General features: G+C 63.4%; 18 protein-coding genes. 11 read left to right on the top strand and 7 right to left on the bottom strand.

Going from position 1 to position 19,595, the window contains the following annotated elements; genetic code table 11:
• Positions 1-4: 4 nt before the first annotated feature.
• The 11 genes from murD (at position 5) to PSN43_RS03305 (ending at position 12,790) form a co-directional block, all read left to right on the top strand.
• The gene (murD, locus tag PSN43_RS03355; RefSeq protein WP_272699307.1) at positions 5-1,309 is read left to right on the top strand and encodes a UDP-N-acetylmuramoyl-L-alanine--D-glutamate ligase; all 1,305 of its coding nucleotides are present in this window, start codon (positions 5-7) and stop codon (positions 1,307-1,309) included.
• Positions 1,302-2,423, top strand: a complete 1,122-nt coding sequence (gene ftsW, locus PSN43_RS03350) for a putative lipid II flippase FtsW (RefSeq protein ID WP_272699306.1) — start codon at positions 1,302-1,304, stop codon at positions 2,421-2,423. The genes murD and ftsW overlap by 8 nt, the downstream gene beginning before the upstream one ends.
• Positions 2,420-3,505 carry an undecaprenyldiphospho-muramoylpentapeptide beta-N-acetylglucosaminyltransferase gene (murG, locus tag PSN43_RS03345; RefSeq protein ID WP_272699305.1) on the top strand — a complete coding sequence of 362 codons (1,086 nt, stop codon included), beginning with the start codon at positions 2,420-2,422 and terminating at the stop codon, positions 3,503-3,505. The genes ftsW and murG overlap by 4 nt, the downstream gene beginning before the upstream one ends.
• A 57-nt stretch (positions 3,506-3,562) precedes the next feature.
• The gene (gene murC / locus PSN43_RS03340; protein ID WP_272699631.1) at positions 3,563-4,951 is read left to right on the top strand and encodes a UDP-N-acetylmuramate--L-alanine ligase; all 1,389 of its coding nucleotides are present in this window, start codon (positions 3,563-3,565) and stop codon (positions 4,949-4,951) included.
• Positions 4,952-4,961: 10 nt separating this feature from the next.
• Entirely contained in the window at positions 4,962-5,843 is an 882-nt protein-coding gene (gene murB, locus PSN43_RS03335; protein WP_272699304.1) for a UDP-N-acetylmuramate dehydrogenase, read from the top strand.
• Complete coding sequence (locus PSN43_RS03330) at positions 5,840-6,733, top strand: cell division protein FtsQ/DivIB (protein WP_272699303.1); 894 nt, start codon at positions 5,840-5,842, stop codon at positions 6,731-6,733. The genes murB and PSN43_RS03330 overlap by 4 nt, the downstream gene beginning before the upstream one ends.
• A gap of 41 nt (positions 6,734-6,774) precedes the next feature.
• Entirely contained in the window at positions 6,775-8,013 is a 1,239-nt protein-coding gene (gene ftsA / locus PSN43_RS03325) for a cell division protein FtsA (protein WP_272699302.1), read from the top strand.
• Positions 8,014-8,076: 63 nt separating this feature from the next.
• Positions 8,077-9,330, top strand: coding sequence for a cell division protein FtsZ (gene ftsZ / locus PSN43_RS03320; RefSeq protein ID WP_272699301.1), 1,254 nt, complete (start codon positions 8,077-8,079; stop codon positions 9,328-9,330).
• 60 nt (positions 9,331-9,390) lie between these two features.
• On the top strand, positions 9,391-11,031 hold the full coding sequence (locus PSN43_RS03315) for a radical SAM protein (protein ID WP_272699300.1): 1,641 nt from the start codon (positions 9,391-9,393) through the stop codon (positions 11,029-11,031).
• A 127-nt stretch (positions 11,032-11,158) separates the two neighbouring features.
• A complete protein-coding gene (locus tag PSN43_RS03310) occupies positions 11,159-11,905 on the top strand; it encodes a substrate-binding periplasmic protein (protein ID WP_272699299.1) in 747 nt (248 codons plus the stop codon).
• A 144-nt stretch (positions 11,906-12,049) separates the two neighbouring features.
• Complete coding sequence (locus tag PSN43_RS03305) at positions 12,050-12,790, top strand: dienelactone hydrolase family protein (protein ID WP_272699298.1); 741 nt, start codon at positions 12,050-12,052, stop codon at positions 12,788-12,790.
• A 293-nt stretch (positions 12,791-13,083) separates the two neighbouring features.
• Here the strand turns inward: PSN43_RS03305 and glyA are convergent, their stop codons facing one another.
• The 7 genes from glyA to rpmF form a co-directional block, all read right to left on the bottom strand.
• Positions 13,084-14,322 (bottom strand): serine hydroxymethyltransferase, encoded by a 1,239-nt coding sequence (gene glyA / locus PSN43_RS03300; RefSeq protein ID WP_272699297.1) that lies wholly within the window; start codon positions 14,320-14,322, stop codon positions 13,084-13,086.
• Between the two features lie 464 nt (positions 14,323-14,786).
• The gene (gene fabF, locus PSN43_RS03295) at positions 14,787-16,025 is read right to left on the bottom strand and encodes a beta-ketoacyl-ACP synthase II (RefSeq protein ID WP_272699296.1); all 1,239 of its coding nucleotides are present in this window, start codon (positions 16,023-16,025) and stop codon (positions 14,787-14,789) included.
• A 105-nt stretch (positions 16,026-16,130) separates the two neighbouring features.
• On the bottom strand, positions 16,131-16,364 hold the full coding sequence (locus tag PSN43_RS03290; RefSeq protein ID WP_272699295.1) for an acyl carrier protein: 234 nt from the start codon (positions 16,362-16,364) through the stop codon (positions 16,131-16,133).
• A 35-nt stretch (positions 16,365-16,399) separates the two neighbouring features.
• On the bottom strand, positions 16,400-17,143 hold the full coding sequence (gene fabG, locus PSN43_RS03285) for a 3-oxoacyl-[acyl-carrier-protein] reductase (protein ID WP_272699294.1): 744 nt from the start codon (positions 17,141-17,143) through the stop codon (positions 16,400-16,402).
• Between the two features lie 140 nt (positions 17,144-17,283).
• Positions 17,284-18,270, bottom strand: coding sequence for a beta-ketoacyl-ACP synthase III (locus tag PSN43_RS03280; RefSeq protein ID WP_272699293.1), 987 nt, complete (start codon positions 18,268-18,270; stop codon positions 17,284-17,286).
• A 78-nt stretch (positions 18,271-18,348) separates the two neighbouring features.
• On the bottom strand, positions 18,349-19,398 hold the full coding sequence (gene plsX / locus PSN43_RS03275; protein ID WP_442874861.1) for a phosphate acyltransferase PlsX: 1,050 nt from the start codon (positions 19,396-19,398) through the stop codon (positions 18,349-18,351).
• On the bottom strand, positions 19,391-19,570 hold the full coding sequence (gene rpmF, locus PSN43_RS03270; RefSeq protein ID WP_272699292.1) for a 50S ribosomal protein L32: 180 nt from the start codon (positions 19,568-19,570) through the stop codon (positions 19,391-19,393). Before rpmF ends, plsX begins: the two co-directional genes overlap by 8 nt.
• Between the last annotated feature and the right edge of the window lie 25 nt (positions 19,571-19,595).

Genomic DNA, 19,595 nt, shown 5'->3' with positions numbered 1-19,595 from the left:
CGTCATGAACCGCATCGTTCAAAAACACATCAGCGACGCCGCCTTCAAAGACAAACAGGCCGTTGTTGTCGGCACCGGCAAGTCCGGTCTGGCCGCCGCACGCCTGCTCGACGCGCTCGGCGCTAAAGTCCGGGTGGTCGACCGCGACGAAAAGATCGGCGCGGACAAGCTCGGCAAGCTCGCGGACAGGGTGGAGCTCGTCACCGGCCCCCACGAAAAGGCCCATTTCGCGGATGCGGACCTCGTGGTCTTCTCCCCGGGCGTGCCCGTGCGCAAGCTGGCCCCGGTCCTGGAAGGGCTGCCCCCCGAGAATCTGCTCTCCGAGCTGGAGTTCGCCTCCTGGTTCATTGAGGCCCCGATACTCGCCGTGACCGGCTCCAACGGCAAGACCACGACCACCACGCTCATCTCCGCCATCCTGAAAAAGGCGGGACGCAAGGTCTTCACCGGCGGCAACATCGGCGTGCCCCTGTGCGAATACCTGCTGGACATGGAACCGGCCGACATCATTATTCTTGAGGTCTCCAGCTTCCAGTTGCAGAACTGCCGCAAGTTCAAGCCCCACGTGGGCCTGTTCCTGAATTTCTCCGCCAACCACCTGGACTATCATGCGGACATGGACGAATACCTGGACGCCAAGCTCCACATGTTCAGCCGGATGACGGCCGACGACACGGCGCTGCTCCACGATTCCCTGCATCCCCTGCTCGACGGGCGCGCCTTCACCGATGCGCGCGTGGAGTGGTTCGGGCCGACCGAACGTTTCGAGGCCCCGCACCTCATGGGCGAGCACAACCGCTCCAACGTGGAAGCCGCCTGGCGGGCGGTAAGCCTGTTCGGCGTCACCGAAGAAGAAGCGGCCGAGGCCATCCGGGACTTCCGGCCCCTGGCCCACCGCATTGAGCCCGTGGCCGAGAAGAACGGCGTGCTTTACGTCAACGACTCCAAGGCCACCACCTTGGATGCGGTCCAGGCGGCGGTGCACGCCTTTGAACGTCCGGTGCGCGTCCTCATGGGCGGCGTCTGGAAAGGCGGCGACGTGAAGGCTTTCGCCGAGGCCATCGAAGGCCGCGTGGCGGCCGTGGGCCTGTTCGGCGGATCGCGCGAAATCTTGGAGCCGGAGCTGAAGAAGCGGTTCCCCGTGAGCTGGGACGAAACCCTTGGGCAGGCTGTCAGACGGCAGGCCGGACTGGCCGCGCCCGGCGACGTGATCCTGCTCTCTCCCGCCACATCCTCCTTCGACCAGTACGCCAACATGGCGGAACGCGGCGCGGACTTCAAACGCGCGGTGGAGGGACTTGATGACTAGCACCCTGAATGCCCGCAAAGACGGCGCAGGGGGCCGCGTGGACCCCTGGCTCCTGACGGCGACCCTGTTTCTGGCCGGGTTCGGCCTCATCATGGTCCTGTCGTCTTCGGGCATCATGGCCGAGCGCATCTATGGCGACACCTATTATTTCTTCAAGCGCCAGCTCATGTTCACAGGCGCGGGAATCCTGGCCATGATCGCCTGCATCCAGATTCCCCGCAAAGCCATCTTCTCCCTCACCTATCTGTGGGTGGGCCTGGCCATCGTGCTGCTGGCCCTGTGCGCCAGTCCGCTCGGAGCCAGCGTCAACGGCGCAAGCCGCTGGGTGCGCATCGGCTCCTTCAACATCCAGCCCTTGGAATACGCCAAGGTGGCCCTGGTCCTCTATCTGGCCTACTTCTTCGCCCGCAAGCAGGACCTGGTCCAGACCTTCTCCGTGGGCTTCCTGCCGCCCTTCCTGGTGACGGGCTTCCTCTGCGGCCTGCTCCTGCTCCAGCCCGATTTCGGCGGAGCGGTGGTCATGTGCGGCCTGCTCTTCTTCATGTGCCTGGTGGGCGGCACCCGGTTCAGCTACCTGTTCATCTCGCTGATCTTCGCGGGCGGCGCGGGCTGGCTGCTCATCTCGTCCTCGCCCTACCGCTTCAAGCGATGGACCGCCTTCCTCGACCCCTTCGCCTCGGCCCAGAACGAGGGCTATCAGTTGGTCCAATCCCTGTACGCCTTCGGCTCGGGCAAACTTTTCGGCACCGGCATCGGCGCGGGCCAGCGCAAGCTCTTCTTCCTGCCCGAGGCGCACAACGACTTCATCATGGCCGTGGTCGGCGAGGAGCTCGGTTTCGTGGGCATGTCCCTGTTCTTCCTGCTGGTCGGCTTCTTCCTTTACCGGGCCTTCCGCATCGCCATGCGGCTCGAAGACCTCCAGGACCGCTTCACGGCCTTCGGCGTGACCTGCATCCTGGCGCTCGGCATGATCCTGAACCTGGCCGTCGTGCTGGGCACGGTGCCGCCCAAGGGCGTGGCCATGCCGTTCATTTCCTACGGCGGATCGAGCCTGACGGTTTCCTTCATCTGCGCAGGTCTCCTGCTCAATCTCTCCAGGAGGGTCAAGGCATGACCCTGAACCGCGTTGTCCTGACCACCGGCGGCACCGGCGGCCACATCTTCCCGGCACTTTCCGTGGCCACGGCCCTGACCGAATACAACAAGGGCGTGCGCATCCTGTTCATGGGCGGTCCCGGCCCCGAGGGCGAGCTGGCCCGCAAGCACGGCCTGGAATTTCTGGAGCTGCCCGCAGGCGGCATCATGGGCAAGGGCATCCCCGGCGCGCTCTCCGGCCTGGGCTGGCTCGGCACGGGCATCCCCAAGGCCCTCTTCGAAGTGTGGCGCTTCCGTCCCGACGCGGTCATCGGCTTCGGCGGCTACGCGGGCTTCTGCCCGGTTCTGGCCGCCCGCATCCTGGGCATCCCCACCGCCGTGCACGAGCAGAACTCGGTGCCCGGCGTGACCAACAAGATTCTGGGGAAGATGGTCAACCGGATTTTCCTGAGCTTCCCGGACGCCATGGGCCTGTTCCCGGCGGACCGGACCTTCCTCACCGGCAATCCGGTGCGCCCAGAAATTTTCAAGGCGGGCGAACGGCGGCGGGGCCGCGTCCCGGGCAAACGGGTCTTCGTCTTCGGCGGCAGCCAGGGCGCAAGGCCTCTCAACGACGCCGTCATCGAGGCCCTGCCCCGGTTCATGGAAGCTGGCGTCACCCTGGTCCACCAGACGGGCCGGATCGACTTTTCACGCGTGCGGTCGGCCTATGAGGCCGCCGGTGCGGACCCGGCTCAGGTCCGGGAATTTATCGAGGACATGGGGACCGAATACTCCGCCTGCGACCTGGTGATATGCCGGTCGGGGGCGAGCACGGTCTTTGAAATCGCGGCGGCGGGGGCTCCGGCCATCTTCGTGCCCTTCCCCCAGGCCACCCACGACCATCAGACAATGAACGCCAGGGCCATGACCGACATCGGCGCAGCCGAGCTGCTCCCCCAATCCGGGTTGAGCGGCGCGACGCTGGCCGACCGGGTGTTCGAGCTGCTCGACAACCGCGAGCGGCTGGAATCCATGGAAACGGCGGCCAAAGGCATGGCCAGACGATTCGCGGCGCGCGACATCGTGGCCGGGCTGACCGCCATGGCCGGGCAGGAGTAATACATTATGGCAGCACAGGGACCTTATCTTACCGTAGGCGGCGAAGCGTGTCCGGCCATGCGGGCCAGGGTGAGCAACATCCACATGGTCGGCATCGGCGGTTCGGGCATGAACGGCATCGCCGAAGTGCTCATCAACATGGGCTTCACCGTGACCGGCTCGGACCTGTCCGCGTCGGCGGCCGTGCGTCGGCTGGAAAAGCTGGGCGCCACGGTCTTCATCGGCCACGGCGCGGAGAACGTGGGCGAAGCCGACGTGCTCATCAAGTCCACGGCCATCCCGGACAGCAACCCGGAGCTGGCGACGGCCCGTGAACGAGGCATTCCGATCATCCCGCGCGCCGAGATGCTGGCCGAACTCATGCGGCTGCGCACCGGCATCGCCGTGGCCGGAACCCACGGCAAGACGACCACCACATCGCTGCTGGCGACCGTCTTCACCGAGGCGGGGCTGGACCCGACGGTCATCATCGGCGGCAAGCTGAATACCTACGGCTCCAACGCGCGGCTCGGCGAGGGCGACTACCTCATCGCCGAGGCGGACGAGTCCGACGGCTCCTTCCTGCGTCTGGCCCCGATCCTCACCGTGGTCACGAACATCGACAAGGACCACCTGGATTTCTACGACAATCAGGACGCCATCGACCTGTCGTTCATGCGTTTCATGAACTCCACGCCCTTCTACGGCATGAACGTCGTCTGCGGCGACGACCCCGGCGTGCAGCGGCTCCTTCCGCTCATCAAGCGTCCCTGCCTGACCTACGGCCTGGGCAAGAACAACAAGCTCAGGGGCGAGATCGTCAGCTCCCACCTCCGCTCCCTGTTCAAGGTCTACCTCGACGGCGAGGAGTGGGGCGAGGTCACTGTGGCCCAGCCCGGCACCCACAACGTGCTCAACGCCCTGGCCTGCATCGGCGTGGCCCTGGAGGTCGGCCTGGACAAGGAAGAAATCATCAGCGGCCTGGGCAACTTCGGCGGCGTGGGACGCCGTTTCGAGCGCAAGGGCGAAAGCAAGGGCGTCATCGTGGTGGACGACTACGGCCACCATCCGGCCGAGATCATGGCCAACCTGCGCACCGCCAAGGAATGCTATCCCGACCGTCGGCTGGTGGTCGCCTTCCAGCCCCACCGGTTCTCGCGCACCAAGGCCCTGTTCGGCGAATTCTGCAAGGCCTTCGACGACGCGGACGTGCTGCTGCTGACGGAAATTTACCCGGCTTCGGAATCGCCCATTCCCGGCGTGTCCGGCCTGTCGCTGGCGCAGGGCATCAAGCAGGTCTCCGAGACCAAGGTGCAATTCTTCCCGGATTTCGATTCCCTGGAAAAACGGCTCAAGGACATCCTGCGGCCCGGCGACCTGTTCATGACTCAGGGCGCGGGTTCCGTGTGGCGCATCGGCGAGAACTGGCTCGAACAGGAAAACGACCCCGGACAAGGCGGAGAATAGGAGTTTCCCCATGCCTCTGGAACTGATCCCCAACCCACTGCTCTCGGAGCGCACCACCCTGCGGCTCGGCGGCCCCGCCGCCGTGGAGGCCGTCGTGCGCGAGGAGCCGGACCTGGACGAGCTGTCCGCATTCCTGAGCCGGGAGGCGCTGCCGCCGTTCGTCATCGGCGCGGGCAGCAACCTGCTGGCCGGAGACGGCCCGCTGGAGCTGGCCCTGGTCCGCGTGGCGGACTGCCCGGGACCGGAGCGCGTGGAGCGGGACGGCTCGACCATCATCGTCCGCTGCGGCGCGGGCCTCCGCCTGCCCGGCCTGCTCGGCTGGGCGCAGAAGGCGGGCTTCTCCGGAATGGAGGGCATGACCGGCATTCCCGGCACCGTTGGCGGGGCCATGGCAATGAACGCGGGTTCCTACGGCGTGGAGATAGGCGAGCTGATAACCCGGGTGCGGGTGTGGACCCCGTCCGGCGGCCTGGTCTGGCTGAACCGCAGTCAATGCGCTTTCGGCTACCGCAGCTTTTCCCTCACGGACCTGCCGGGCAAATTCCTGGTCTGGGAAGTGGAGCTGGCCCTGGGAGATTCCGAGCCCAAGGCCGTGCGCTCGGCCATGCGCGACGTCTACCGGAAGAAGAAAGCCACCCAGCCGGTTACGGCCCGAAGCGCGGGCTGCGTCTTCAAGAATCCGCCGGAACAGAGCGCGGGCAGACTTCTGGACAAGGCGGGCATGAAGGGTGCGCGGCTCGGCGGCATGGCCTTCTCGGAAATACACGCGAATTTTCTCGTCAATCTCGGAAGCGGCACTGCCGCCGACGCCCTTGAGCTCATGGAAATGGGCCGCAAGCGGGTCGAAGAACTATTCGGCACAACTCTCGAACCGGAGGTCATCGTACTGTGAGCACCCTGACCATGGGCAAACAGAGCCGACTGAATCTCAGCGGAAAAGGCGCCGGGCGCAACAAGACCCGCAAGCGCCCGAAATCCGCCAACACCCTGCTGGCGGGGAGCGGTTCTCCGCGCAGGCTGGCGGGAGCGGGCAAGTTCATCGTCCGCCTGGTCATGGCCAGCCTGGCCCTGTCCCTCGTCGCCGTGCTCGGCGTGGGGCTGCTCTTCGGCTACCGCTACATCACCACGCACCCCTATTTCGACCTCAAGGTGATCCGCGTTGCGGGCAACGACCGGCTGAGCTACGAGAACATCCTCGAAATCTCCAAGGTGGGGCTTGGCCTCAATTGCCTGGCCATGAACGTGGGCGAGGTCAAAAACCGGCTGGACGCAAATCCGTGGATCGATTCCGTGACGGTCCGCAGGGAGCTGCCCAACCGGCTCCTCATCACCGTGCGCGAAAAGGTCCCGGCCTTCTGGACGCGCCAGGGCGACGGTTTGTATTTCGCCGACGCGCGCGGCCGCGTCATTGCGCCCATGCATCCCGGCGAACAGGCTTCCCTGCCGGTCCTGAGCATTGCGGAAGACCTGTCCGACGCCCCCGAGGTCCTGTCCGGCGTCCTCAAGAAAATGGCCGACCGCGAGACCCCGTTCACGCAGGCCCAGGCCGCATGGATCAAACTGACCAGCGCCCACGAACTGGAAATCTACCTCGACGGCGCGGGAGGCGGCCAGGGATTGACGGTGAAACTTTCCATGGACCGGTGGGAGGTCCAACTCGAACGGCTCAAAGTGGTCTGGAGAGACCTCCTGCGGCGAAATGAATTCGACGACGCGGCCATTATCGCGGCCAGCGGCGACAAGATCTGGATAAAGAAGCGGTCCGCCCAGGCAGCGGGCTGAACGCGCATAGATATCTCACAGGGAACAACAGAGGAGTCAGTATGGCTAGAAACGATCTCATAGTGGGCCTGGACGTAGGCACCACCAAGATATGCACCGTAGTCGGCGAAGCCACGGACAACGGCGTCGACATCATCGGCATCGGCACGGCCCCTTCGACCGGGTTGCGCCGCGGCGTGGTGGTCAACATCGAAAAGACGGTCCAGTGCATCAAGAAGTCCCTGGAGGACGCCGAACTCATGGCGGGCTGCGACATCCGCACCGTGTACGCGGGGATTGCGGGCAGCCACATTCAGGGCTTCAACTCCCACGGCGTCATCGCGGTCAAGGGCGGCGAAGTCACCCAGCGCGACGTAGACCGGGTCATCGAAGCCGCCAAGGCCATCGCCATCCCCATGGACCGCGAAGTGCTGCATACCCTGCCCCAGGAATTCATCGTGGACGACCAGCGCGGCATCGCCGACCCGCTCGGCATGGCGGGCGTACGCCTCGAGGTCAAGGTCCACATCGTCACCGGCGCGGTGACGTCGGCCCAGAACATCATCCGCTCCTGCAACAGGTCCGGGCTCGACGTGTCGAACATCGTTCTGGAGTCGCTGGCCTCCAGCAAGGCAGTGCTCTCCGCCGAAGAACGCGAAATCGGCGTCGCGCTGGTGGACATCGGCGGCGGGACCACGGACATCGCGGTCTTCTCCAAGGACTCCATCAAACACACGAGCGTGCTCGCGCTGGGCGGCCACAACCTGACCAACGACATCGCCTACGGGCTGCGCACGCCCATGATGTCGGCTGAAAAGATCAAGATGGAATACGGCTGCGCCATGGCCGACCTGGTCACCAGCGAGGAGATCATCGAGGTCCCCAGCGTGGGCGGACGCGAGTCGCGCCGCATGAGCAAACGCGTGCTGGCCGAAATCTGCGAGCCGCGCTGCGAGGAAATACTCGCCCTGGTGGACCAGGAGTTGATCAAATCCGGGTTCAAGAACATGATCGCCGCGGGCGTTGTCCTGACCGGCGGCACGGTGCTCATCGACGGTATGCAGGAACTGGCCGAACAGATCTTCGACCTGCCGGTGCGCATGGGCGTGCCCGCCGAGCGAATCGGCGGCCTGGCCGAGGAAGTCAGGAGCCCCAAGTACGCCACGGCCGTCGGACTGCTGCTCCACGGGGCCGAGGAGGAAGGCCTCCACAACAGGGTCCGGCCCTTCAAAATACGCGACGATTCCGGCTTCGACCGCATCGTCGGAAGGATGAAGAAGTGGTTCTCGGACATCGCATAGACCGGAACGACTTTGAGGATACAGGGAAACTCTCAACAGGGAAAAACTGAGGAGGACATTGGAATGGAATATTTCGAAATCGAACATGAAACCAACGCCAAGATCAAAGTCGTTGGTTGCGGCGGCGGCGGCGGAAACGCGGTCAACAACATGATCCAGTCCGCGCTCAAGGGCGTGAAGTTCATCGTTGCCAACACCGACGCGCAGGACATCCACAAGTCCCTGGCCGAACACAAGATCCAGATCGGCGAAAAGCTGACCAAGGGACTCGGCGCAGGAGCCAACCCCGAGATCGGCAGGTCCGCGGCCGAAGAGTCCATGGACCAGATCCGCGAGGCGCTCGACGGCTCCGACATGGTCTTCATCACCGCCGGCATGGGCGGCGGCACGGGCACCGGCTCCGCCCCGGTGGTGGCCCAGGTGGCCAAGGAGCTGGGCGCGCTGACCGTAGGCGTCGTCACCAAGCCCTTCTACTTCGAGGGCAAACGCAGGCTCCAGCAGGCCGAGGAAGGCACCCGCGCCCTGGCGGATGTGGTGGATTCCATCATCACCATCCCCAACGACCGGCTCCTTCAGCTCGCCGCCAAGAAGGCCTCCTTCTCCGACATGCTCAAGAAGGCCGATGAAGTCCTGTACTACGCGGTCAAGGGCATCGCCGACCTGATTACCGTGCACGGTCTCATCAACCTGGACTTCGCCGACGTCAAGGCCGCCATGTCCAACTCCGGCATGGCGCTCATGGGCACCGGCATCGCTTCGGGCGAATCCCGCGCCAAGGAAGCCGCCATGAAGGCCATCACCAGCCCCCTGCTGGAGGACGTCTCCATCGAAGGTGCCAAGGGCGTGCTCATCAACATCACCTGTGGCCCGGACATGCTCATCGACGAAGTCTCCGAAGCCGCCGACATCATCTACAAGGAAGCCCACGACGACGCCGAAATCTTCTTCGGCACGGTCTTCGATCCCGACGCGGGCGACGAAATGCGCATCACCGTCATCGCCACGGGCATCGAGCCCGCCATGGAGGAGCCGGAACCGGTCCTGTCCAAGGCGGAACAGCAGAAACTTCTGCTCCTCGGACCCCGGGGCGTGACCAAGAGCGCGGAACAGCCGCGCCGCGCCGGGCACCAGCGTGTCCTGAACACGGACCGCAACATTCCCGCGTACCTGCGCAAGGCCGGTGGCGAACTGAACACCACGGAGCTGCCCAACCGGCAGGTGACTCAGCGCGCCGTGGCCGGTCCCGGCGAAGAGGAGTTCATCTTCGAGGAAGACAACCTCGACGTCCCCGCGTTCATTCGCAAGAACGTGGACTAGACGCGTTATGATGCGTGTTTAAGGGGGTGCACCATCGGTACCCGCACCCTGTATCTCGGCGTGTCGGAGCCCAAGGCTCCCGACCTCGGTGGACGGCTGCCCGTGGCGCTGGCCGTCCCCGGAGGCGACAAGGCCGCCCTGTCGGCGCTCGGCTGGCAAGCCGTTTACCGGACGCTGTCCGAAGCCTCAGGTCTGGCCGTTGAACGGGTCTTCCCCGACAAGCTTGGAGGGACCGACGGCGCGGAACCCAAAACGCGCGAATCAAAGAGCCCACTATCCTCATTCCCTGTAATAGCCTGGAGCATCACGTTCGAGGAGGATTTCCTCAGCCTGCCTCGAACGCTCCGGGCAGCGGGCGTTCCGCCGCTGGCGGCGGAACGCCCATCTCTTCCCCTGGTCATTGCGGGAGGTCCGGTGGCCTTCCTCAACCCGGCTCCCATCGCCCCGTTCGTGGACTGTTTCTGGGCGGGCGAGGCCGAAGACCGGTTTCTTACGTTTTTCGACACCCTCAGGCGGCTGGTCTTTGACGGCGCGGACAAGGAGGCCATCCTCGAAGCGGTCAAGGACATGGAGGGCGTGTACGTGCCCGGCCGTTCCAAAACCCCGGTACGGCGCATCGTCTCCGGCGGTCCCGGTCATTTGACCGACCCGGCGTTCTCCTGCTTCATCTCCAACAAGGCGGCCTTCCGGGACACCCTCCTGCTCGAAGTCAACCGGGGATGCCCATACGGGTGCCGTTTCTGCGCGGCGGGCTACATTTACCGTCCGCCCCGCCACGCCGAACTCGACGAGCTGAAGCGCATCGTGGAGCTGTCCGACCCGCCCAAGGTCGGACTGGTGGGCACCGCCCTGACCGACTGGCCCGATCTTCTCCCGTTCCTCAAATGGCTCCATGAGCGCAAAAAGAAATTCTCCCTGTCGTCCATGCGCGCGGACGGCATAACCGAGGAGCTGCTCGTCTATTTGCGGGAACGCGGCATCCGCACCGTGACCCTGGCGCTCGAGGGGGCCAGCGAACGGCTGCGGCGGATGATGAGCAAAAAACTCGACCCACAGGATTTTCTCAACGCGGTCCGGCTTTGCGCCCGCTACGGCGTGAACCACCTCAAAATCTACATGATCGCGGGCTGGCCCGGCGAGACCGAGGAGGACTATGCCGAACTGGCCGAATTCCTCCAAGAGATAGTGCGTATCAGGAGTGAAGAGCCGGGCGGAAGAAAAAAACAATTCATGCGCATCACCATCGGGGTCAGCTCCCTGGTACCCAAGCCGTTCACGCCGTTCCAATGGGCGCCCATGGCGAGCGAAGACGCCCTGAATGAACGCATGAAGGGGCTGGTCAAGATGGTCAAGCCCTACAAGGGAGTGACCCTCCAGCACGACGACCCGTTCCAGGCGCGCCTCCAGGGGCTGCTGGCGCGCGGCGGCGAGGAGCTGGCCGAATTCATCCTGCTCGCCGCGGACCACGGCGGCTGGAAAAAGGCGCTCAAGTTGTGGGACGGCGACGCCGCGAATATACTTGACCGCGAGCGGGATCGGGACGAGCCCTTCCCCTGGGAAGTCGTTGATATCGGCGTGAAGCGCGAACACATGTGGAAGGAATGGGAACGCGCCAAGGCCGCCAAAGTCAGCCCCGGCTGTTCCCGCAAGGGATGCGGGCAGTGTTCCGGGTGCGGGATGGAGACGCCGCCCGAAGAATAAGGGAACTCCCCCTTCAACCCCCTGTACGCGCCTTTGGCGCGGGCTTTTTCGCTCCGCGACGTTCTGCGGCGAAACCGGGGAGTTGAATTTATGGGTTCCCCCAATACGCTCGTACAAGGATCGGCATATGCGCATCTTCGTCCTCCTGACGGCTCTCGCTGTCCTCATTGCAGCACAAGTGCAGGCGGGCGATCCCATCATTGTCTTCGGCAACGATGCCAAGCCGCCCAAATCCTGGATCGAGGAAGGCCGCCCCAGAGGCATCCTGGTGGACCTGCTGCACGAGATCGAAGCGCGCACCGGCCTCACCTTCGACATCCGGCTCATGCCGTGGAAACGCGCCTACATGAACGCCTTGGAGGACCGGGGAGGAATAGTCGGCCTGTCCAAAAACCGTGAACGGCAGACGTTGTTCGACTTCTCCGAGGTCATGTATGTGGACGAAATGCTGCTGGTGGTCCTCAAGGGAAACGAGTTTCCCTACCGCTCCGTGGAGGACCTGCGGGGCAAAGTCCTGGGCGTCACGCGCGGAGCCTCCTACGGGGACGAGTTCGACCGGGCCAAGGGCGGGATATTCATTCCCAGCGAAGATTCCGGGGCGGTCAAACGGCTGCGTATGCTCCTGGCCGGCCGCATCGACGCGGCCCTGATGGGACCAGGACCGGCATCCGTTCGATTCGCCGAGGCTCGCGACAAGACGCTCATGGAAAACCGCGAGCAATTCGTCATCCTCGACCCGCCATTCATCCGCGACGACAACTACATCGGCTTCACCAGATTCATGCGCCAAACCGAAACCCTGCAAAAAATCAACGCCGCCCTGCGCGACATGCGCCGCGACGGCACCACCGCCAGGATAGAAGCCCGGTATTGAGCCGGGCCTCCGTTTTATCACGCGGAGAGCGCAGTCCTTCCAGTCAAGCCAAACGCCGAAGGCGCGACGCTCATTTATCTCGCCCGCGGCCGCCATACCGTGATATGCTCCCGGCAGTATACCCATACAAAAAAGGAGCCCCCCATGAAAAAGCTGCTCATTATACTGTCGCTGCTGCTGATCCCCCAAATCGCGCAGGCCTTGGACGGGCAACCTGCGGAGTACGAGGTCGGCGGCCGGACGTTCGAAGGATACTACATCACCCCGGCGGACAAGGCTCCGCTGGTCCTTCTGGTCCACGATTGGGACGGCCTTACGGACTATGAGGTAAAACGGGCCGGAATGCTCGCCGACCGGGGCTACGCCGTGTTCGCCGTGGACCTGTTCGGCAAGGGCGTGCGCCCGGAAAGCACCGACGAACGCCGGAGGCTGACCGGAGAGCTGTACGCTGACCGCCAGGCCATGCGCGAGCGGCTCACGGCCGGATTGAACAAGGCGGCCTCCCTGGGCGCCGATCTGTCCAACGCCGTGGCCATGGGGTACTGCTTCGGCGGCACAGCGGTCTTGGAGCTGGCGAGGTCCGGGGCTGAACTCAAGGCGTTCGTGCCCTTCCACGGCGGCCTGGCCACGCCGGAGGGGCAGGACTACACTGCCGCCAAAGGCTTCATCCTGGTCTTCCACGGCACGGCGGACCAGTCCGTGCCCATGAGCCAGTTCGCGAGCCTGGCCGAAGAACTCGAATCCGCGGGCGTCCCCCACGAAATGACCACCTATAGCGGCGCGCCCCACGCCTTCAGCGTGTTCGGCACGGACCGCTACCGCAAAAGCGCGGACGAGAAGTCCTGGGCGCGGTTCACCGGATTCCTGAACCAGACCCTCAAGTAAACGACCCGCGAAGCGCTGGGCAACAAATTCTGTCCACCGAGGCGAATAGAAAGGGAACTCCTCCTTAGTTTTTTGAAGAGGGGAATCAGAAGTTGAAAGCCGCTTTGCGGCGATAGTCGGATGATTTTGCCTCCGGCGGGCAAGGGCTCGCCCCCTTGCATCCCATGCAAGGGCCTTGGGCGCTGACTTTTCGCTCCCCGGCGTTCTGCTCTAAAACGGGGGAATATAAATCCCAATGAAAAGCCCCGGTCCGCAAACGCGGGCCGGGGCCTTCAAATCGAATGTAAGCCGGTCTACCAGGCAAAGAGGGGGAACTCGCGGGCGAACTCCTCGACTTCCTTGGCGATCTCGGCAAGGGTCTTGTCGTCGTTCATGTTTTCGAGGGCAGCCACAATGGCTTCGCCGACCACGATCATGTCTTCTTCGATCATGCCGCGGGTGGTCAGGGCCGGAGTGCCCAGACGGATACCGGAGGTCTGGAAGGGAGACTTGGTCTCGAACGGGATGGTGTTCTTGTTGGCGGTGATGCCAGCCTTGTCCAGGGCGATCTGAGCGTCCTTGCCGGTGTAGTCCTTGTCGGACAGGTCAAGGAGCATCATGTGGTTGTCGGTGCCGCCGGAGACGAGCTTGTAACCGGCCTCGGTCAGAGCAGCGGCCAACTGCTTGGCGTTGCGGACGACCTGCTGCTGGTACTCGACGAATCCGGGGGACAGGGCCTCGCCGAAGGCAACGGCCTTGGCTGCGATGACGTGCATCAGCGGGCCGCCCTGGATGCCGGGGAAGATGTTGGAGTTGAGCTCCTGCTCCAGATCGTCGGAGCTGAGGATCATGCCGCCGCGCGGTCCACGCAGGGTCTTGTGGGTCGTGGTGGTGGTGTAGTGAGCGTATTCGATGCAGGACGGATGCTCGCCAGCGGCGATGAGGCCCGCGATGTGGGCCATGTCGACCATCAGCTTGGCGCCGACTTCATCGGCGATGGCGCGGAAGCGGGCGAAATCGATGATGCGCGGGTAGGCGGACGCACCGGCGATAATCATGGTCGGCCGGTGTTCCTTGGCCAGGGCCTCCACCGCGTCGTAGTCGATGGTCTGGGTTTCCCTGTCCACGCCGTAATGAACCATGTTGAAGAGCTTGCCCGAGAAGTTGACCGGGGAGCCGTGGGTCAGATGGCCGCCGTGGGACAGGTCCATGCCGAGGACGGTGTCGCCGGGCTTGCAGGCCGCGAAATAGACGGCCATGTTGGCCTGGGAGCCGGAGTGCGGCTGGACGTTGGCGTAGGTCGCGCCGAACAGCTCCTTGGCGCGCTCGCGGGCCAGATCCTCGACCTCGTCCACGAACTCGCATCCACCATACCAACGCTTGCCCGGATAGCCTTCGGCGTATTTGTGGGTCATGACAGACCCCTGGGCCTGGCGGACGGCGGTGGAAACAAAGTTTTCGCTGGCGATGAGCTCCAGCTTGGAGACCTCGCGGTCAATCTCGTCGGCAATGGCGGAGGCAACCGCCGGGTCTTGGATAAACAGCTCTTCCATGGTGATATCCTCTAGGGGTAAAATGTGGATGCGAATGGCTTCCCAGCCCAATCGGGTACCGGCGATCCTCGCGCCACTCTCAACGGTCACGGCTTTTTCACCGCTCCCGGCAGGCGCTCCCGCCGTGCCCCGTGCACTGGAGATCCGTCCTTATATCAATACGGCCCGCTCGTTCAAGCGACCCGGTTGTGCCGAAAAGAATACGAAAAGCCTACGGCGGCTCGGAGATCGTTGGACATTATCCCCTGGAATCTCCATTTTTCGGCGCTGCTCCGCGATTCGCGGAGGCCGCCTTACGCCCGCCCCTTGTATCCGGCATACAGTCGATAAGGCAAGAACGTTTGGATGAAAAAACCATTTGCCCCACCCCATGGTCCGTGCCCGAAGGCGTACCAAGGAATGAAGGCAGAGTCCGAATCAAATGAAAAGGGCCGCTTGAGCGGCCCTTCCGTTTGTTTTCGTCGTTACCCTGCGAACCGCTTGAACAGAACGCAGGCGTTGGTCCCGCCGAAGCCGAAGGAGTTGGACAGGGCGTATTCGACCTGTATCTCCCGGGGGCCGTCGGCGCAGACGTCGAGGTCGCATTCAGGATCAGGGGTCTCGCGGTTCAGGGTGCCGGGGATGACTCCCTCGGACAGAGTCTTGACCGAGAAAACCGCCTCCACGCCGCCCGCCGCGCCGAGCAAATGCCCGATCTGGGACTTGTTGGCGCAGATGTTGATGTCGTAGGCGTGGTCGCCGAACACCTTCTTGATGGCCCGCGTTTCGCAAAGGTCGTTCAGATAGGTGGAAGTGCCGTGGGCGTTGATGTGGTCGATCTTGGAAGGATCGACCTTGGCCTCGCGCAGGGCGGCGGCCATGGCGTAAGCCATACCGGCTCCGTCCTCGGGCGGTGCGGTCATGTGGAAGGCGTCGCCCGACGCTCCGTAGCCGACGACTTCGGCGAGGATGTTCGCACCGCGCGCCGTGGCGTGCTCAAGGGACTCCAGGAGCAGCAGGCCGCAGCCTTCGCCCATGACAAAGCCGGAACGGTCCTTGTCGAAGGGACGGGAAGCCAACTCGGGCTCATCGTTGCGCACGGACAGGGCCTTCATGGCGTTGAACCCTGCCACGGCCAAAGGCGAGATGGTCGATTCTGCTCCACCGCAGATCATGGCGTCGACGCGGCCCATGGCGATATCGGTGTAGGCCGTCCCGATGCCGTGCGTGCCGGAGGCGCAAGCCGTGGTGGTACAGATGTTCGGTCCCATGGCGCCGGTCTCGATGGAGACCTGGCCGGCGGCCATGTTGGCGATGAGAATGGGAATGAAAAACGGCGAAATCTTCTTGGGGCCGCGCTTGAGCAGCCTCTCGTGAGAGTTCTCGATAGTTTCGAGGCCGCCCAGGCCAACGCCGATGATGGTGCCCACACGATCACGCTCGGACTCGGGAATGGTCCAGCCTGCGTTCTTGAGGAGCATTGCGGCTGCGGCCACCGCGTACTGGGTGAACGTTTCCATGCGGCGAGTGTCTTTCTTGCCGATAAACTCGGTGGGATCGAAATCCTTGACCTCACCCGCGATGGTCGTCGCGTAGTCCGAAGTGTCGAACTTGGTGATCTGTCCAATGCCGGATTTCCCGGCCAGGAGGTTCTGCCAGCTTGTCTCGACGTCGTTGCCAAGCGGCGTGACGGCAGCAATACTGGTGACAACTACCCTGTTCATAATACCTGTCCGTGATGTCTGGGTTGGTGCAATAAAAGGAGCGTCTTACACCTACGAGGTGCGTAAGACGCTCACAATATATGTCTTTTCCTGGGCGGTCAAACCTTAGAGGGCCTTCTCGATATGAGAAATGGCGTCGCCGACCTTGAGGATCTTCTGAGCGACTTCGTCATCGATCTCCAGGTCGAATTCTTCTTCCATGGCCATGATCAGCTCGGTCAGGTCCAGGGAATCGGCACCCAGGTCTTCGACAAAAGCGGCGCTCTCGACGACTTCGTCTTCGGACACGCCAAGCTGATCCACGATGATCTCTTTCACTTTCGCTGCTACGTCGGACATAATTTCCTCCACTACCAAATGAGTTTTTTGCTTGATTACATGTACATGCCGCCGTTCACGCCCAGCACCTGGCCGGTGATGTACCCGGCTCCGGGACCGGCCAGAAAGGAGACGGCGGCCGCGATATCCTCGGACTGCCCGAGGGTTTTTAATGGAATTTGTTCGAGCATGGCCTCAACCACCTTTTCGGGCAGGGCCGCGGTCATGTCGGTCTGGATGAAACCGGGAGCCACGGCATTGACCGTGATGTTGCGGCCCGCCAGCTCACGGGCGGCGGACTTGGTGAGCCCGATGAGGCCCGCCTTGGCGGCCGAGTAGTTGGCCTGACCGGCATTGCCCATCTGGCCTACCACGGAGGTGATGTTGACGATACGGCCCGAACGCTGCTTGCCCATGATTTTGGAAGCTTCCCGCAGGAAGACAAAGCAGCCGGTGAGGTTGATCTGGAGGACCTTGTCCCAGTCCTCGTCCTTCATGCGCATCATCAGGCCGTCGCGGGTGATGCCCGCGTTGTTGACCAGGGCCTGGAGTTCGACCTTGCCCTTGATTTCGTCCTTGAAGAACGCGGCGACGGCATCGCGGTCGCCGGAGTCGAGCTGAAAGGCGCGAGCCTTTCCGCCCGCGGCTTCGATGGACTTGACCACCTCGTCGGCAGCCTCGGGGCGGCTGACGTAGGTGAGGTAGACCTCGAATCCGTCTGCGGCAAGCCGTTCGGAAACGGTGCGCCCGATACCTCGGGAGCCGCCCGTAACCAGGGCTACTTTGGGAAGATCGCTCATCTAATACCCTCTTGTCGTTCTCTTGTGGTCAGGACCCCATATACCAATTGGTCAAGGACTGCAAACCGGTCCCCGGAATCGTAACCTGAAAGTTTATTCCCCATTTGTCCGCAAAATGCAAACAAACAGGTGTTTAAAAACTAGAACCGAATCAGGGCGGCGCCCCAGGTGAACCCGCCGCCGAAAGCGGGGATGAGCACCAGATTCCCGGGCTTGATGAACCCGGTGTGCACGGCCTCGGCCAGGGCCACGGGAATGGCCGCGGCGGAGGTGTTCCCGTACTTGTGAATATTGGAAAAGACGCGTTCCTCGGGGATATCGAAACGACGCCCCACCGCGTCGATGATGCGGTAGTTGGCCTGGTGCGGCAGGAGCACGTCCACGTCCGCCTTGCTCAGGCCGTTGCGCTCCAGGATGGCCTCGGAAATCTCGGTCATGCTGCGCACGGCGTGCTTGAAGACCTCGCGTCCCTGGAACTCGACGAAATATTCGGGACCGACAGCGTCGCCCAGTTTGTAGGAATAGGCCGATCCGCCGCCGTTGACCGTGAGCAGATCGCCAAGCGATCCGTCGGCGGCGAGCTTGATGTCCAGCACTTCGGGACCGTCGCCGGGCTCCCCTGCGGTCATCACGGCCGCGCCGGAAGCGTCGCCGAACAGGACGCAGGTGGACCTGTCCTCCCAGTTCATGCGCCGGGAGAGCACCTCGCTGGCGACAACCAGAATCTTGGCGTCAGGTTCCAGGCACAGGTAGCCGCGAGCGGTCTGGAGTGCGTACAGGAAGCCGGAGCAGGCCGCCTGGACGTCCAGGCACATCTGTCCGGTGATGCCGAACTTCTCCTGCAGGCGGCAGGCGGCGGACGGGATCATGGAATCCGGGGTGAAGGTGGCGCAGACGATGTGCGTCAGTTCGGAAGGCTCAATGCCCGCTTCGGCCAACGCCTGCTTGGAGGCTTCGTAGGCCATGTCGGACGAGGCCTCGCCCTCTGCGGCGATGTGCCTTTCCTTGATCCCCGTACGAGAGGTGATCCACTCGTCCGTGGTGTCGACGATTTTTTCAAGATCGGCGTTGGTCAAAACCTTTTCAGGGGCGTACAGGCCAAAGCCGCGAAGGATGGAATTGATCATGGAATCGGTGTTTATGCCAACGGTATGGCGCGGTCAAGCTGCGCAAGATTTTTCACATCCCGCAGGAAGCGGGATGTGTCAGGCAGCGTTTCTGTCAGGCTTGACCGCCAGATCCTTGTGGGCGGCCAGGCCGTCCGCCAGATGGCCATGCACATTGTTGCGCACGCTGGTGGCGGCCATGCGGATGCAGTTGGTCATAGCCAACTCATTGGACTTGCCGTGCGCGACGATGACGATGTCGCGAAGGCCGAGCAGGGGCGCTCCGCCATATTCGGCGTAGTCCACGAGCTTCTTGAACCGCTTGAACGCCCCAAAGGAGAGCAGCGTGCCGAGCATGGACAGCCAGCTCGACTTCAACTCATCCTTGAGCAGACGGCTCAGGGAGCGGGCCAGTCCTTCGGAAAGCTTCAGGGCGACATTGCCGACGAAGCCGTCGCAGACCACGACATCCACCTCACCGGTGAAGATATCGCGCCCCTCGACGTTGCCGATGAACCGCATCTGCGAACGTTTGAGCAGGTCGAAGGCTTCGCGAACGGCGGCGTTGCCCTTGCCCTCCTCCTCGCCGATGGACAGAATGCCCACGGACGGGTCCTTGACGCCCAGGACGTGCCGGGCCAGGACGTCGGCCATAAGGCCGAACTGGAGAAGATGCTGCGGCTTGGAGTCGACGTTGGCGCCGACGTCAATGAGCACCACGGGGTTCTTCTCGGTGGGCAGGATGCCGGCCAGGGCAGGACGCTGCACGCCCGGGATACGCCCCAGGACGAACATGCCGCAGGCCACGGTGGCGCCGGAATGTCCGGCAGAAACCACGCCGTGAGCCTTGCCTTCCTTGACCAGGCGGCAGGCCACCTGAATGGAAGAATCCTTTTTACGCCTCAGCGCGTCGGCGGGCTTATCGTCCATCTCGACCACCTGAGAGGCATGGACTATTTCTATGTCCAGCCCCTTGGTGTCGAACTTGCCGAGCTCGGCTCGGACGCGCTCAGCGTCTCCGACAAGCACGACGGATATACCCTCGCGCGCAGCGGCCACCGCAGCGGGCACGACAATGCCGGGCCCGAAATCTCCCCCCATGGCGTCCACGGCGATGCGCGGAGCCAGGATTCCCTCGCTGCTAGGCATCTTCGCCGTCAATGACCTGACGCCCCTTGTAGGAGCCGCAGACAGAGCAGGCGCGATGGGGCAGGGTGGGTTCACCGCATTCGCAGTAAATGACGTTGGGAGCGGCAACCTTATCGTGAGCGCGGCGCATACCCTTGCGGGACTTGGACGTTTTCTTCTTGGGGACAGCCATGATATATACCTCGTATTGATTTGTT

The sequence above is a fragment of the Desulfovibrio sp. Fe33 genome, assembly GCF_028532725.1.
GTDB lineage: Bacteria > Desulfobacterota > Desulfovibrionia > Desulfovibrionales > Desulfovibrionaceae > Pseudodesulfovibrio.
This window is presented reverse-complemented; position numbering and strand designations above follow the sequence as displayed.